This is a genomic window from Brevibacillus sp. AY1 (assembly GCF_029870785.1).
Classification (GTDB): domain Bacteria; phylum Bacillota; class Bacilli; order Brevibacillales; family Brevibacillaceae; genus Brevibacillus; species Brevibacillus invocatus.
On record NZ_JAFLPN010000036.1, the window covers coordinates 1 to 15,976 of the forward strand.

Genomic DNA, 15,976 nt, shown 5'->3' on the forward strand with positions numbered 1-15,976 from the left:
TTGGTTGGGAAGCTGAAGATTTCATTCAGAATACTTCGACAAATCACAAACGCATTTTTTATGCAACGCTAGTGATTTAAGTAATATTTTACATTCGTAAAATGACGTATGATAATAGATTTCATAGTCCGATGTTACTAGTTTCGATAGGTTGAAGGAACTAAATTGAAAAAGAGATTATATCAGGTGAGAGCGGTGATTTAGATTGAAAGTATTGATAACGGGTGGATACGGTTTTATCGGATCTCACGTGGCTGACAGATTTCATAAGGAAGGCCATGACGTATACATTATTGATAATCTCTCGACAGGGAAAAAGAGCAACATTGATTTCAAGCATAAAGGATATATTCTGTCGGTGGAGGACGCGAAATGCGAAGAGGTTTTTCGTGCCAATAAAATCGACGTGGTGATCCACATGGCTGCTCAGGTTAGCGTCATCACATCAATTGCAAACCCGATGCAAGACTCCGAATCCAATGTGCTTGGATTGGTCCATATGTTGAGTCTGTCCAAGAAATACAACATAGCTAAGTTTATTTATGCGTCGTCTGCAGCTGTATATGGTGTAAAGACAGAGCTGCCTATTGCTGAGAATGCTTCCTGCTCTCCCATTTCTCCATATGGGATAAGCAAATGGGTCGGGGAATCGTACTGTTCCAAGTGGAAGGAATTGTACGGATTGCAGACACAGGGATTCCGTTTTTCCAATGTGTATGGCCCGAGACAGGATGAACTGGGAGAAGGCGGAGTTGTCTCCATCTTTATGAACCGCGTATTGACTGGACAACCACTCCACATTCACGGAGATGGCAACCAGACACGGGATTTCATTTATGTGGAGGACGTAGCTGATGCCATTTACCGCTCTTCCTATGCTCAGCTGACGGGCGTTTATAATCTGTCGACTGGAATCGAAACAAGCGTCAATACACTCGTAGAATCCATGTATCACGCACGGGATCTGAAACAAGAGCAAGTCGTTTACGTAGACAAACGACCAGGAGATATCGAGCGATCCGTGCTGGATAACACCAAGATAAAGCGGGATCTGGATTGGACCCCCATGTATACGGTCGAGGAAGGGATTCAACGTACATATACCTATTTCGAACAGGAGTTGACGAAAAAGGAAGCGGCAGCATCGATCGCAGTCGAGCCTTCTGCTTTCACTAACGCATCTCTACACATTTTCAAACGGCTCATGCCCTATGCCGAAAATCTCCTGGCTTTCGCCCTCACAGCATGGCTGACGCTCAGTCAACAGTACGGGGCGTACGGCGCAATTGATGTGAAATTGTTTTATATCACCATCATGGGTAATCTGTACGGCAATCGCCAATCCGTCCTCGCTGTCGTCTTGTCCATCGGGCTGTACATCTATCAGAAGATATTGGATGGACGTGAACTTATTTCACTATTGTATGATACCGATTTCTTCTTCCAGATCGCGATCTATCTGTTTATTGGGCTCGTTGTTGGCTATTCTATTGATCGCAAGAATGCGCAAATCCAGAACCAGGAGCAAAAAATTCAGGAGCTGGAAGGCCGATACGAGTTTTTGAATGGTGTCTACAACGAAGTGCGTGAAGTAAAGGATGAACTGCAGCTTCGCATCCTGAAATCGGGCGACAGCTATGGGAAAATTTACTCCATTACCAAAGAGCTGGAGAGCCTTGAACCTGAGCATGTCTTCAATGCCACGGTAAATGTCGTCAGATCGATTATGAGCGTGCCGAACGTCTCCATCTACACGGTCAACCGCAGTCGAACTTTTCTCCGTTTAGTGGCGCATTCCAGCAAGAATGATACGCAGGCGCCGAAATCGCTGAAGGTGGAGCAGCATGAATTCACTACCACCGTTTTGCGGGATGGCAAGGTCTTCATCAATAAGGACCTGTCCGACGGTGCTCCGCTCATGTGCGCTCCGATCTACTATCACGATCAGATTGCGGCAGTAGTAGCGATCGACGGCCTGTCCTTTGAAAAGTTTTCGCTCTATCACCAAAACTTGTTTAAAATCACGACCGATCTGGTATCGTCAGCTCTCTCCAAGGCTTTTGCCTACATCGAAGCTACCGAAAATCAGCGATATGTGGAGGGAACCTCTCTTCTGCGCTATGAAGCATTCCAAAACATCCTCAAGACCAAGAGGCTGGCCAAGGAACAGCATCAAACCCCTTATCTGCTGCTTAGAGCGAGCAAGAAGGACATGATATTGGCAGAACATGCAGATTTGATCGATGGCATGTTGCGAGAGACAGATTATACGGGCCTTGATGCAGAGAACCGTCTCGTCATCCTGCTTTCCAACACCAGCATGGAAGATGCGAACCATGTGCTGCAACGTTTTGCCGAGAAGGGTATCTCCTTAAGGGTAGTAGAAGAGGAGCTGTAGTAGGTATGTTAGGAATCCTGTTTGGACTATATGTGGTTCTATCCGCCGTATTGCTTGGCCTGCGATATAGAAAATCTCCAAAGGATTGGCTGCTGCGTGTGATTTTGGTAACGGCATTCCCGATCGTAGGCTGGCTGTTCCCGCTATTTTGGCCAAAGGACTTACATAGAGACGCGGACGAGGAATTCAGTGATTATGTCACCCGTCAGCAGGAAGAGCATCAGGTTCGCCGCATAGGGGTCTATTCGCGAATGGAGACAGAGAAGGAGCTAAGCGTTATTCCGATCGAGGATGCGCTCCTGATCAGTGAGCATCAGACTCGTCGTAGGGTCATGATTGATGTTCTGAAGCAGGATACGAATCACTACTTGGAAATTTTGCAAAGGGCGGTCAGCAACGAGGATACGGAAACCTCCCACTATGCGGTGAGCGCGATCATGGAAGTGAAGCGCAAGATGCTTCTGGCCCTGCAGGATCTGTCGGTACAGTATGAAAACAACAAGCAGGACGAACATGTGGTCCGGACATATGCCGAAGTGTTAAAAGGGTTTATGAGCAGCGGATTTTTGGATGGGCGTACATTGTTGAAGCATCGCTATACCTATCTGGCTGTGCTTGAGAGCCTGACTGAGCTGGCGGAAAACTCGGAATGGGCCTATCACGAGAAAGTACATGTAGAGCTTGAGCTGGGTATGTTCGGAGAGGCAGAAACAACGGGGCTGCTCTATATCGAAAAACATCCATTCAGCGAAGATGCTTATCTATGCTTGCTGAAGGTTTACTATTCGACGAAATCGGCAGTCAAGCTATACGAAACGCTGGACAGACTGAAGAGGACGCCAATGCGTCTGTCCAATCATGCATTGACGCTCGTTCGTTTCTGGTCGGAAGGAGCATAAGATGCGCAAGGAAGTTCAATTTAAGCGGAATGTATACATCATTCTCATTTCCATTATGGCTTTGGCTATCATCATTCAAATCGCTAGGTCACAGCTTGTCCTGCAATTCAAGCATACGGACCAGCTATTGGCAGAACGAGAAGCGCTGGTAGCCCAGGTGACCGCGACTAGTCAAAAACCCGATATATCTCTTACTGACGAACTGTTTTGTCTCGGCTACCTGAAGAATGACCAGCTAAGTGAAGCATTGAAGGACAACGTGGCTCGCACACTGTCCTACATGAAGCGCCAGACGGAAGAAGTCGACCTGAATACGAAAATATTCAATTATGAGATGTGCGCGGCCGTACTCCTCGCAACGAATGAGCTTAATGCGCTGAAGGATCATGCGGAAGGACTGGAAGAGTTCGTACACAACGGAGGATCAGCTTTCCTGATGCATACACCCGCGATTGGGGACCGCTTTTACCAAATCTATCGCAAGCTCGGGATTGTCGAGTTTGAGTATCCCCAGCTGACCAAAGGGATTCACCTCACCTCCAACGTGCTTCTAGGCGCAAAGCGGTCAAAAATGCCTGGCCCGAATTGACGGTGATCGCTTCGTTGTACGATACCGATGATGACAACCGGGCATATGTGCAGGAATATGAGCTATCGGAAGACGGTGTCATCGAAATGCCGAGGGTCACATCCGGCTATTTTGAAACACCATACTACAGGTGGTTGGAAGCGAACACCATTACGTCGATCGGCGTTTTCTCCCATTTCCTTCACCCGGACGATTTGCTGGACGCACACAGAGGGCGTGAACAGTCCTGGGAAAAGCTGTATGATGACTTTTCGAATTATATGGAACGTTTAAACAAGACACATCCCTGGATGAGGGACATTACGTCTACAGAAGCGGGACTGGATATGGTCATGGCACTCTATACCCATGTGCATGTGACAAAGGATGCAGACCATATTCGGGGGCAAGTGGAGAATTACAGGGATTCGTTGTATTACGTATTGAGAACAGAACGAAAAATTGCAAAACAAGAAAACTGCACAGTCCAAAAAATCGGTGAGAACGCCTATCTGGTGACGGTGTTCAGCTCCACATTCTCAATAGGGTTAGGCGGGTGATCATATGAGGATTTGTATAATTGCGGAAGGCTCGTACCCATATGTAACCGGTGGTGTATCCAGCTGGATCCATAACCTTGCCCTCCAGATGCCCGAGCATGAATTTGTGATTTATGCCATCGGCGCTCAAAGCAAGCAGAGGGGGCAATTCAAATACACGCTCCCTCCCAATATTATCGAGGTCAAAGAAACGTTCCTGGATGAATACTTGGATGAGGAGGGCGTCTGGGGCAAGACTTTTCATATTCGCAATAACCAAAAGAAAAATATGCAGGCATTGCTCGGCTCCGATGATGAAGTACACTGGAACCAGCTGTTTGAACTGCTTCGTAGCAGCAAGTATCGCAATGCGGCAGATTTCCTTTCCAGCAAGGATTTCTTCGATTTGCTGGAGGAGCTGTGCCGCAATCATTATTCGTTAGTGCCGTTTACGGAAATGTTCTGGACTGTCCGATCCATGATCCTCCCTTTGTTTCTTGGAATTCGCAACGATATTCCGAAGGCGGATCTCTACCATAGCGTATCTACTGGCTATGCCGGAGTGGTAGGCGCTCTTGCCAAGCATTTGCACGGCAGTCCGTTGCTATTGACCGAGCACGGTATCTATACACGGGAGCGAGAAGAAGAGATCATCAAGGCAGAATGGGTGAAAGGCTACTTCAAGGACCTCTGGATTCAATATTTTTACCGGCTTTCGACTTGCGCCTATCAGGCAGCTGATCAGGTGACCACACTTTTTCATCACAACAAGGAAATTCAGATAGAGCTCGGCTGCAACGAGTCCAAGATCACGATTATTCCAAATGGTGTGCACACCGACGAATACATCGATTTGCCTGTCGCTCCACAGGACGATATCATCCGGATTGGTGCAGTGGTCCGCGTAGTGCCGATCAAGGATATCAAAACGATACTTCAAAGCTTTGCCGTCATTAAGCGTGAGGTGCCGAATACGGAATTTTACATCATGGGGCCGTACGAAGAGGACGAGCAGTATTATGAGGAGTGCCAGCAGCTGGCAGCGGCGCTGGAGCTGTCTGATGTTACGTTTACCGGTTCAGTACGGGTAAAGGATTACCTTGGCAAAATGGACATGCTGATGCTTACGAGTATCAGTGAAGGACAGCCTTTGGCGATTCTGGAGGGGATGGCCAGCTCCAAGCCTTTTGTCGCGACCAATGTAGGCAGCTGCAAAGAGCTGCTCTATGGACTGGATGATGGCATAGGTGCTGCGGGCTTGATCGTTCCGGTTATGCACTACGAGCAGATTGCTCAGGCAGCCATTCAGCTATGCCGGGATCAAAAGCTGCGAGAAGAGATGGGAAGAAATGCATTTATTCGTGTGGAAAAGCATTATCGGCAGCAGGATGTCATCGCGGGCTATTGCAAGCTGTACGAATCGTTGGGAGGTGTACCGCAATGGCAGGGATTGGCTTCGAGCTGAGAAAGCTGTTTCGTGAGCAAGGGCTGATCAATAACGTCAAAGCGTATGCCTACTCTTCCTTGACGACAGTGGGCCCGATGATCCTGTGTATGGTATTGATCATCGCACTGCAGCAAATCATGTCAGCGAATAACAGCAGCTACATCGAGTGGGAGCTGTACATCGCGACGGTATCGTATTGCTTTGTCTTTTCGATCATTTTTACCAGTGGCATCTCGATGGTACTCACTCGCTATGTGGCAGACATGATCTATGAAAAGAAATACGATCGCTTGATGTCTTCCTATTACGGTGCGTTGATTTTCATCCTGCCGATTGGTGGAGTAATCGCTGCGCTGTTCGTGAGTCAGGTATCGGCAAGCTTGGACTATAAGATTGCGGCTTACCTGTTTTTCATGGAATTGATCGTGATCTGGCTTCAGGGCGTCTATTTGTCCGCACTGAAAGACTATATTCGCATTGTTCGCAGCTTCATCATTGGTGTGGCCGCAGCTCTTTTAAGCGGCTGGCTGCTGTTTCTCCTGACGGATTTGCAGGCGACGACAGCGGCGCTCCTGGGAATTGACACGGGATTTTTCATCATCGCGGCGCTGTCCTTTTACCATTTTGAACAGCGGTTCCCTAGAGGCAGGAGCCAATTCTACTTCGATTTTCTTCGGTATTTCGGGAAGTACAGCTCCCTGTTTTTCGCAGGCTGCTTTGTGTACTCAGGTGTCTACCTGCACAACTTCGTGTATTGGCTCGGACCCAGGGGTGTAGAGGTGGCTGATCAATTTCTGGTCATGCCTTTCTATGATTTGCCCGTGTTTTACGCGTTCATCAGCGTGATGCCTACGCTGGTTACATTTGTTGTTTCGGTAGAGACCTCCTTCTATGAGAAGTTTCGCATCTACTATTTGAATATCTTAAACGGAGGAACTGTGACCGACATCCGGGCGGCGAAGTCATCGATGCAGAAAACGCTCATCCGCGAGATCAGCTTTCTGATGGAGATCCAACTGCTTTTTACCGTCCTGTCGATTGCGCTGGGTATCAAGTTTCTTCCGACGATCGGCTTCACGATGGCACAGCTTGACGTCTTTATTTTGTTGGCGTTAGCTTACTTTCTCTTTATCATCATGTTCGTTCTGACACATATTCTGATGTATTTTGATGACCGAAAAGGTGTCCTTCTCATCGGAGCGCTGTTCGTCCTGTTGAATATTGGCTTCACGACCTGGATGATGCACCTTGAGTATGATGGTCTGGGTATGTTTATCGCATCCTTCATCGCACTTGTCGTCGTGATTGTTAGATTGCTGCACGTATTGAGAAACATCGACTACTTCACCTTCTGCTCGCAGCCGATCAGTCCCAAGAAGCTGACGAAGGAGAAATCATTTTTCAATAAGCAGCAAACGTTTGTCTCTGTACTGCTCGTCTTGAGTCTCGGACTATCCGCTTGCTCGACAGGGGCTGACAACGGAAATGCCGCAGGACAGGAAGCAGGACAGGCAGAGGCACAAGCCGAGGAAATCGAACAGCCTGCTGACGACTCGACATCCAGGTTGATCGAAGACAAGAGGATTTACGAACGAGACGATGACGGGTCGCTGAAGACACTCTACGTGACGATTTTGCCGGATAAGCCCAATGCAGATAAGCCTCTGGACTGGTACGGATTAAACCGACTTCCGGACGGGGGCGAAGGAAAGCTGGAAATGATCATGCAGGAGGGAGCGGGTGGCGGAAAGGGACCGATGACGGGGATGTTCGGTTTCGGAACAGACAAAGCGAACGGCACCATCACGCTTCGGGGAAGAACGGCATGGTATTCCTCTCAGAAATCTTATCGGATCAAATTAAACGACGAAGCGGGTCTGTGGCTCGACCAAAGGTCGTTCAATTTAAACAAGCACAGCCTGGACTTGTCCAGAGTCAGAAATAAACTGAGCTTTGATCTGTTTGAAGAGATTCCGGATATGACAAGTCTGAGAACGCAATTTGTGCATATGTATGTCAAGGACCTGTCTACGGGAAATCTTCAGGCCCCCTTTGTGGATTACGGTTTGTACACACATGTGGAACAGCCAAACAAGCAGTTTTTAAAGGCTCACATGCTTGATCCCAACGGGTATTTATACAAGGTCTCCTTTTTTGAATTTGAGCGATATGAAGAGAACATCAAACCACATGACGATCCAACATACAATAAAGCTGCATTTGAAGAGATTCTTGAGATCAAAGGGCGAGAAGAGCATGACAAGCTGATTAGTATGCTCAACGATGTGAATGACCGCAGCATACCGATTGAAAAAGTCATAGAGAAGCATTTTGACCTGGATAATTTCTTGACCTGGACGGCAGCGAATATCCTGATGGATAACATGGATACGGATGCCAACAACTACTATTTGTATTCACCGCTCAATTCGGACAAATGGTATTTCCTTCCGTGGGACTATGACGGTGGATGGGAATTGCAGCGAAGAAAAGGAAGTATACACCCTTATCAAAACGGGATATCCAACTATTGGGGATCGGTTCTTCATAATCGTTACTTCCGCCATACCGAGCACGTAGAGCAGCTAAAGATAAAGATGGAGGAACTCTCGAAGACGATCAACAAGGAACACATCACACAGTTGTTGAACAGCTACACCAAAACGGTAGAGCCTTTCTTATTCAGAAATCCGGATATGGCTTACTTGCCAGGACTGAACAGTCATTTTAAGAACGAACTTCAAATCTTGGCGAATACACCGGAACGAGGCATGCAGCGTTTTCTGGATGAACTGGAGAAGCCGCAGCCATTCTTTCAGGATGAAGTGGAACAGGATGATCATTTGCTGAAGTTTTCATGGCAAATCTCGTTCGATCTGCAGGGGGACGAGCTCGTCTATGATTCAACAGTTTCTAAAGATCCTCAGTTTACACAAATCGTTGCGAGCAGGACCAACTTGAAAGAGAACCGGATGGAGATTCCAGCGCTGCCACCCGGTACTTACTACTGGAAGGTTGTCGTAAGGGATAGCAAGGGCAACTCCCAAAATTCATTCGATTACTATATGAATAGTGATGCCGATTACTTTTTTGGCATGAGAGAATTCGAGGTGGAGTAATTGCCATTGCAAGAACGAAAATTCCGGACCGAGCAAAAATACTATTTGCATATCCATGACTATGAAGTCCTGCGGCAGAAAGTATCGGCCATGCTCATGATGGACGAGCACTCTATCCATTCGGATGGCTACTGCATTCGCAGTCTGTACTTCGACAGTCCGCATGATCATGCCCTGATCGACAAGAACAACGGCATCTTCAACCGGGAAAAATATCGAATTCGCATCTACAACGGAAATGACGATATCATCTCGATCGAGCGCAAGAGCAAACGTGGTGATTATGTATGGAAAGAGTCTTTCCGGATCAATCGCGAGGAATATGAATGGATCAGGCAAGGAGAGTACAGATTTTTGTGGGAGAAGAACTCCCCTATGCTGCGAGATTTTTATACCGCTCTGGCGCATCGTGCTTTCCGTCCTACCGCTATCGTGGAATATTGGCGAGAAGCCTATGTCTACGATTATGGCAATGTACGCATTACATTCGATAAAAAGCTGGCTGCCGGGGTCAATTCCTATGATTTGTTCGACTCCAATCTGGTATTGGAAGAAGCTATCCAGGTTCCGCAGACGATTATGGAAGTGAAGTTCGACTCCTTCATTCCGGATTTTATTCGTCAGATTATCCAACCGCATAGTCATCAACGTTCTTCCATTTCGAAGTACGTATTATGCCGCGAAGTGAATGTAAAACATTTTAAAGAATAGGCAGAGGTGTCGTTATGGGGGAAGTGTTGAATTTTCAGGACATTGTAAAAAAGAGCATCCTTCATTTGGAAGCTTTTCGCAGCGTATCGTACATCGATATGATTCTGGGGCTGTTGTGCTCATTTGCAATAGGGATGTTTATTTACTGGATCTATCAGAAAACCTTTCGAGGTGTCGTCTATAGCTACAACTACAACGTCTCGTTTGTACTGATGTCCATGCTGACAGCCTTGATTATTATGACCATCAGCACCAACATCGTCCTCTCGCTGGGGATGGTGGGTGCGCTCAGTATCGTGCGCTTCAGGACGGCAGTCAAGGATCCGCTCGACATCGTCTATATGTTCTGGGCGATCTCTGCAGGGATTGCCAGTGGTGCGAAGATGTACCCGCTCGCATTGGGAGGCTCTATCATCGTCGGTCTGGTGATCATATGGCTGTCCAAGCGCAAGGTCAAGGAGCAAGCCTATCTCCTGATCGTCCGCCATACGGAAGAAGCAGCAGATCAGCTCCGGGTAGAGCTGCGCAAGCTGAACAGCAAGCTGAAATCGAAGACGGTGCGCAAGGGCTTCACCGAGCTGACTGTAGAAGTGATGATGCATGATGACAATACAGCCTTCGTGCAGACCATTAGTGAATTGAAGGGCGTAAATGATGTCTCTCTAATCAATTACACGGGAGATTACGCACAATAAAATTGCTGTACGATGGGAAATAGCAGCCTCAACGCCGATGTTGAGGCTGCTATTTTTTTAATAGTAACCGGATAAAATAGGGCGCTCCAATGAGGGCTACGACGATGCCGGCCGGGATTCCGTCAGGGCCAAGCAGATTGCGGCCAATGGTGTCAGCAATCAGCAACAGCCATCCACCCATGAATAGAGCGACAGGCAGAGCCAGCTGGTTTCTGGGACCGACCAAAGCCTTCGCTATATGGGGAGCCATGAGACCAATAAAGGCGACTCCTCCCGTGACAGAGACCGCAGAAGCTGCGAGGGCAACGGCCGTCAGAAGCAAGACCACACGCTCCTTTTCAATCGATAGGCCAAGCCCGATCGCTACAGGTTCATGTAGGGACAGGAGATTCAAGGTATGAGCTTTATAGAGCGCAAAGGGAATGAGTACCACGAGCCAAGGCAGAATCGCCCATACAAAAGGCCAATCCGTACCCCAGATGTTTCCGGCTATCCACTTCGCAATAAAGTCTACTTTTGCCCGCTCAGCGGAGGAAATAAGGACGATCATCACGCCGGAGAGAGCCATAGAAAAACCGACCCCGACGAGCATGAGCCTTACCGGCTGCAGACCAGAGCTTTTGTTGAACGATAACAGGTAAATAAGACAAGCAGTGAACAATGCGCTGATAAAGGCGACAAGCGGAAGGAAATAAAGTAACGAGCCTGCCTGTACGGGAAAAAATAAAAAGAAAATGGCGATCCCCACACCTGCTCCCGAGTTGATGCCGATAATACCGGGGTCAGCCAAATCATTGCGCGTAATGCCCTGAAGGATTGCGCCGGATAAAGCAAGAGCCATTCCCGCCAAGAGCGTAACGACTAACCGAGGCAAGCGAATAGAAAAGAGCACAAACTCTTCTTTGAACGTACCTTGACCAAACAGGGTTGGAATCAGCCTGTCAAAAGACAACGAGGAGTACCCAGTCCCCAGGCCGATCAAGGAGGTAGTGACGATGAGCGCCAGTAATACCGCTAGAGTGATTCTTTGCTTTTTCAGGAGTGCGGGCTGGATCATGAGAAGGCTTTGCCCCCTTTACGTACGATCAAAAGGAAAAAGGGGAGTCCAAGCATGGTGACAATCGCCGCAACCGGCGTTTCATAGGGAGCGTTGATGATTCGTCCCAGAGTATCGGCAAACAGCATAAAAGAAGCCCCGACAATAGCTGACATCGGCAGGATGAAACGGTAATCGGTTCCTACAAGAGCGCGGACCATATGTGGAATCATCAGCCCAATGAACGTCATATTTCCCACCAGTGCTACAGATGCCCCGGTCAGAAGAATGATTACGATAAAGAGTATGATTTTGATTTGCGTGGTCTTTTGCCCCAATCCAACCGCTACTTCTTCACTTAGGCTGAGAATCGTCAGCTGTCTGGCAAAGAACAAAGCGATCAGAGTGCCGATGACAATAACCGGAATGACCACCTGCAGCTGGGCCCAAGTGGTTCCGATCATGCCTCCGGCAGTCCACATGGAGACGTCCTTCGATATTTTGAAGGCGAGACCAATGCCCTCCGCGATCGCGTATAGCAAGGTCGAAACTGCAACGCCTGCCAGTACAATTCGAAGCGGCGAGAATCCACCCTTTTTCATGGCGCCAATGCCGAATACCATGAAGGCACCCACTGCCGCTCCAGCGAAGCATGCCAGCATGATGGAGTAATAATCAGCGGCAGGGATCAGGGCAAGGGTCAGAGCCAGAGCGGCATTGGCTCCTGCTGTGAGTCCAAGCAGGCCCGGGTCAGCCAGCGGGTTTCGGGTCATTCCTTGCATGATGGCACCAGCTATAGCAAGTGCCGCTCCCACAAAGATTGCCGCGATCTCTCGAGGCAGGCGAATTTCGCGAATAAGAGTAATTTTATCCCCTGAAGCACGAGAGGTAAGAGCCAGCCATACATCCTTCGCCGTAGTCTCAGCTGCTCCTATCAGCATGGCAACGGCGAACATAGCCAGAAACATCAGGACTGCGGCAATGAGCTGATAGACAAACCGGGTGGGACGTTGATGCGCTTTTGTCATCGCAGAAAGCTCTCCGTAAATACCTCCAGCTGGTAATCCAGCGTCAGTGGATCGTTAAAATAAAATTCGTTCGCATTCACTTCAATCACACGGTTGTTTTTGACGGCAGGAATGCTTTTATACGTCTCGGTTTCCTGAAACGAGTTGTCAGCTTTGCTGTTTTTGCTAAAAACGACGTAGTCTCCGGAAAATTCAGGCAGCACTTCAGCAGACAGGGCATAGTAGCCCTCTTTTAATGCCATTTCCTTTACTTTTTCAGGCATTTTGAGCTTCATTTCCTGATAGAGAATCTCTGTGCCGCGCCCCCAGTTATCGCCAAAGACATACAGCTGCTTGTCAAAGCTTTCAATGACAGAGACGGTAGAATCTGCCCCGATCTTCGCTTTGATGTCTTCACCAGCTTTTTTTGCCCGCTGCTTAAAATCGTCAATCCAGGCTTGAGCTTCTTTTTCTTTGTTTACGAGCTTTCCGAGCTCCAAGTGCTGAGTCAGGTAGTCGACCTTGTCATAGGTGTAGGTGACGGTAGGTGCGATTTGACTCAGCTTGTCGATGTTTTTGATTGTGGACAGGCCAATGATCAAATCCGGGTCGAGTTCGATGATTTTTTCCAGACTTTCATCCGATACTTCTTCCACCTGTTTTAGCTTTTCAGCAAACCTCGGATTCATCTTTGACCATGAATCCACACCGACCAGCGGAACATCCAGAGCCATGAAGTTTCCAGTGAAAGATGAAAGTACAATCACTCGCTGCGGATGGGCTGGAACCTCGATCGGGCCATTTTCCGATTGGTAGGTAATCGTGTCTGATTGTTTTTCGTCGGAGGCTGGGTTTTCTGCTGCTTTCTCTGGTGATCCGCTTCCGCAGGCACTGACGAGAAGCGCAAGAACAAGCAGGAGTGGGAACAGTACTTTCTTCATTTTCTATTCTCCTTTGATCAGGTTATAGGTGATGCACATCGGCTTGTTGGTGCGAGGATCACGTCCGATTTCTGCATCGATATGAAAGACCTTCTTCAGAACGTCGTAATGGATCACTTCTTCGCAATTGCCGGCTTTCACGATCTCTCCGTCTTTTAGCGCGATGATATAGTCGGCAAAACGGGCTGCCTGGTTTAAGTCGTGAAGCACCATGACAACCGTACGTCCCTGTTCGGTATTCAGCCTTTGCAAAAGCTCCAGTACTTCCAGCTGGTGCGCCATATCCAAATAGGTCGTGGGTTCATCCAGAAAAATAATATCGGTTTCTTGGGCTACAGCCATCGCGATCCAAACTCGTTGGCGCTGCCCGCCTGACAGGGCATCTACGGGCCGATACTTGTAGTCGATGGTCCCGGTGACCTCCAGTGCCCAGTCAATGACCTCATAATCCCGTTTGGTTAAACGCCCAAAGCCATTTTGATAGGGAAAGCGGCCGTAGGATACGAGTTCGCCTACTGTCAGTCCGCTTGCACTCTCGGGTGTTTGGGGTAGAATCGCCATTTTTTTAGCCAGTAATTTCGTGTTTTCCTTGGAAATGTTTTCTCCATCCAAAATGACGGTGCCTGATTGCGGTGCAATTATCCGCGTAATGGCTTTCAACAGCGTAGATTTGCCGCAGCCATTGGAGCCAATGATCGTGGTAATTTTCTTGTCCGGGATTTTGATGCTGAGCTCCTTGACAATGAGCTGTTCACCGTAGCCAATACTCAAATCATTCGTATAGAGGCGAGCCATGATATGACCTCCGTATGTAGAAAAGGTTAAAAAAACATTTGATAATGATTATCAATTTCGTTATTGTAAACAATATAAGAAATGCCTCAGTTGGTTGTCAACTGTTTTTGAACGGAAAAAGAAGTGTAGGGAGTGACCGATGTGGCACATCAGGATTTGTATGATGTTACAGTTATTGGAGGAGGTCCGGCGGGGCTTTATTCTACTTTTTATAGCGGACTACGAGAATTGAAAACAAAGCTGATCGAATTCCAACCTCATTTGGGCGGCAAGATTCACGTCTATCCCGAAAAAATGATATGGGACGTTGGGGGTCTGACGCCGGTCCCAGGTGCGAAATTAATTGAACAGCTGGTGGAGCAGGGACTAACCTTTCACCCAGAGGTGGTCCTGAATGAAAAAGTTACCTCGATCACACGCAATGAAGAAGGGATATTTGTGCTGCATACGGAGTCCGGCGAGCAGCATTTTTCCAAAACCGTGATCGTAGCGATTGGCAGCGGAATCTTAAAGCCTCAAAAGCTGGAGATTGAGGGCGCGGATCGTTTCGAGGTCTCCAATTTGAATTACACGGTGAAATCGCTCAAGCAGTTTAAAGACAAAACCATTATGATTTCAGGTGGAGGAAATGCGGCGCTGGATTGGGCCAATGAATTGGAGCCGATCGCGAAGCAAGTTTACTTAACCTACCGAAAAGAAGCGATGACGGGTCACGAGGCGCAGGTATCACAATTGATGAAAAGCTCTGTTCAGTGTTTTTTTAAGACGTCGATTACAAAATTGATCGCAAGTGCAGATCATGAACGGATTGAACGAGTAGAATTGACCCATCATGATACAGGAGAGGTTTCGTATTTGCCGATTGATGAGGTCATCATCAGCCACGGGTACGAACGCGATACGACTTTGCTGCAAAATAGCGAATTGAATATTGAAATGGCGGAGCAGTACTACATAGCTGGTAATGCAAGCAGCGAATCATCGATTCCGGGTCTTTACGCTGCCGGTGATATCCTCTCGCACGACGGGAAGGTGAATTTGATCGCAGGTGCCTTTCAAGACGCAGCCAATGCAGTAAACAAAGCCAAGCAATACATCCAGCCTGATGCGAGCAAAACCGGAATGGTGTCCTCCCATAATGAGGTTTTTAAACAGCGCAACCGGGAAATTATCAAGCAAATGATCAGATAACAGACAGCTGGGATGCTCAGGCACGCTGGGGCTACAACGATTGCCAAAGAGATCAACGAAAATTTTACAGAAGCAGTGAGTCAGGCCTTGTTGACGAAGCTGGCGGAGATCGGAATTCAGATCGAAGAGCAGCTGCCGACCATTCGCAAAATCCAAAGCGGCATTTATGACTTGGAAAGCAAGCTGCCTGAGATCGAGGCTGCCGGTCAGAAGGTTCTGGAGCTGGAACAGAAGCTGCCAGATCTGCATGACAAGGCTCAGAAGATTGTGGAGCTGGAGGAAAGAATCCCCGAGATTAATCGGGCGTCCGAATCCATCCTCAAATTGCAGCAAAACTTAGCATCAGTATTGGGTCCTTCGTTCATCAAGGACGTAAAAGGACCGCTGGCGCATATTCCAATCATGTGTACGGGCGGGATCACGCTGGAGACGGCGAAAGAATATTTGGATGCCGGTGCACATGCTGTCGGAGCGGGCAGTGCCTTGCTGCGCAATGATTTGATCGCAGCGAGTGATTGGGCTGGGCTGACGAAAGAAGCGGAGCGCTGGCTGGCGGCTGTTGGTGGATAAAGAGAGGAAGGCCCTTCATCGCGAGGGGCCTTCCTTCACTTTCACAAATCGTTTCGTTTT

General features: G+C 48.1%; 14 protein-coding genes. 10 read left to right on the forward strand and 4 right to left on the reverse strand.

The features are described from left to right. The first annotated feature begins 205 nt into the window (after window positions 1-205). From JZI27_RS20310 to JZI27_RS20345, 8 genes are read left to right on the forward strand one after another with little or no spacing between them, the layout of a single operon-like run. Complete coding sequence (locus JZI27_RS20310) at window positions 206-2,398, forward strand: NAD-dependent epimerase/dehydratase family protein (protein WP_280208999.1); 2,193 nt, start codon at window positions 206-208, stop codon at window positions 2,396-2,398. A gap of 5 nt (window positions 2,399-2,403) precedes the next feature. Then, the gene (locus tag JZI27_RS20315; RefSeq protein WP_280209000.1) at window positions 2,404-3,297 is read left to right on the forward strand and encodes a tetratricopeptide repeat protein; all 894 of its coding nucleotides are present in this window, start codon (window positions 2,404-2,406) and stop codon (window positions 3,295-3,297) included. A 1-nt stretch (window position 3,298) separates the two neighbouring features. Further along, on the forward strand, window positions 3,299-3,886 hold the full coding sequence (locus JZI27_RS20320; protein ID WP_280209002.1) for a DUF2194 domain-containing protein: 588 nt from the start codon (window positions 3,299-3,301) through the stop codon (window positions 3,884-3,886). A gap of 14 nt (window positions 3,887-3,900) precedes the next feature. Then, complete coding sequence (locus JZI27_RS20325) at window positions 3,901-4,425, forward strand: DUF2194 domain-containing protein (RefSeq protein ID WP_280209003.1); 525 nt, start codon at window positions 3,901-3,903, stop codon at window positions 4,423-4,425. A 4-nt stretch (window positions 4,426-4,429) separates the two neighbouring features. Beyond that, window positions 4,430-5,869, forward strand: coding sequence for a GT4 family glycosyltransferase PelF (gene pelF, locus JZI27_RS20330; protein WP_280209004.1), 1,440 nt, complete (start codon window positions 4,430-4,432; stop codon window positions 5,867-5,869). Continuing rightward, window positions 5,845-8,970: an exopolysaccharide Pel transporter PelG gene (gene pelG, locus JZI27_RS20335; RefSeq protein WP_280209005.1), complete on the forward strand. Its 3,126-nt coding sequence runs from the start codon at window positions 5,845-5,847 to the stop codon at window positions 8,968-8,970. Before pelF ends, pelG begins: the two co-directional genes overlap by 25 nt. Before the next feature lie 6 nt (window positions 8,971-8,976). Further along, window positions 8,977-9,681, forward strand: a complete 705-nt coding sequence (locus tag JZI27_RS20340) for a polyphosphate polymerase domain-containing protein (RefSeq protein WP_280209007.1) — start codon at window positions 8,977-8,979, stop codon at window positions 9,679-9,681. A 23-nt stretch (window positions 9,682-9,704) separates the two neighbouring features. Further along, on the forward strand, window positions 9,705-10,376 hold the full coding sequence (locus JZI27_RS20345) for a DUF4956 domain-containing protein (protein WP_280209036.1): 672 nt from the start codon (window positions 9,705-9,707) through the stop codon (window positions 10,374-10,376). A 49-nt stretch (window positions 10,377-10,425) separates the two neighbouring features. Here the strand turns inward: JZI27_RS20345 and JZI27_RS20350 are convergent, their stop codons facing one another. From JZI27_RS20350 to JZI27_RS20365, 4 genes are read right to left on the reverse strand one after another with little or no spacing between them, the layout of a single operon-like run. Next, window positions 10,426-11,433, reverse strand: coding sequence for a FecCD family ABC transporter permease (locus JZI27_RS20350; protein WP_251242775.1), 1,008 nt, complete (start codon window positions 11,431-11,433; stop codon window positions 10,426-10,428). Next, window positions 11,430-12,440, reverse strand: a complete 1,011-nt coding sequence (locus JZI27_RS20355; protein WP_280209008.1) for a FecCD family ABC transporter permease — start codon at window positions 12,438-12,440, stop codon at window positions 11,430-11,432. The genes JZI27_RS20350 and JZI27_RS20355 overlap by 4 nt, the downstream gene beginning before the upstream one ends. Beyond that, entirely contained in the window at window positions 12,437-13,360 is a 924-nt protein-coding gene (locus JZI27_RS20360; protein WP_280209009.1) for an iron-hydroxamate ABC transporter substrate-binding protein, read from the reverse strand. Before JZI27_RS20360 ends, JZI27_RS20355 begins: the two co-directional genes overlap by 4 nt. A 3-nt stretch (window positions 13,361-13,363) precedes the next feature. Continuing rightward, a complete protein-coding gene (locus JZI27_RS20365; RefSeq protein ID WP_280209010.1) occupies window positions 13,364-14,155 on the reverse strand; it encodes an ABC transporter ATP-binding protein in 792 nt (263 codons plus the stop codon). Window positions 14,156-14,296: 141 nt separating this feature from the next. Between JZI27_RS20365 and JZI27_RS20370 the strand changes: the two genes are divergently transcribed. Both JZI27_RS20370 and JZI27_RS20375 read left to right on the forward strand, forming a co-directional pair. Further along, window positions 14,297-15,346, forward strand: a complete 1,050-nt coding sequence (locus tag JZI27_RS20370; protein ID WP_280209011.1) for an NAD(P)/FAD-dependent oxidoreductase — start codon at window positions 14,297-14,299, stop codon at window positions 15,344-15,346. Between the two features lie 12 nt (window positions 15,347-15,358). Next, a complete protein-coding gene (locus tag JZI27_RS20375) occupies window positions 15,359-15,916 on the forward strand; it encodes a hypothetical protein (RefSeq protein WP_122908105.1) in 558 nt (185 codons plus the stop codon). Window positions 15,917-15,976: the final 60 nt, after the last annotated feature.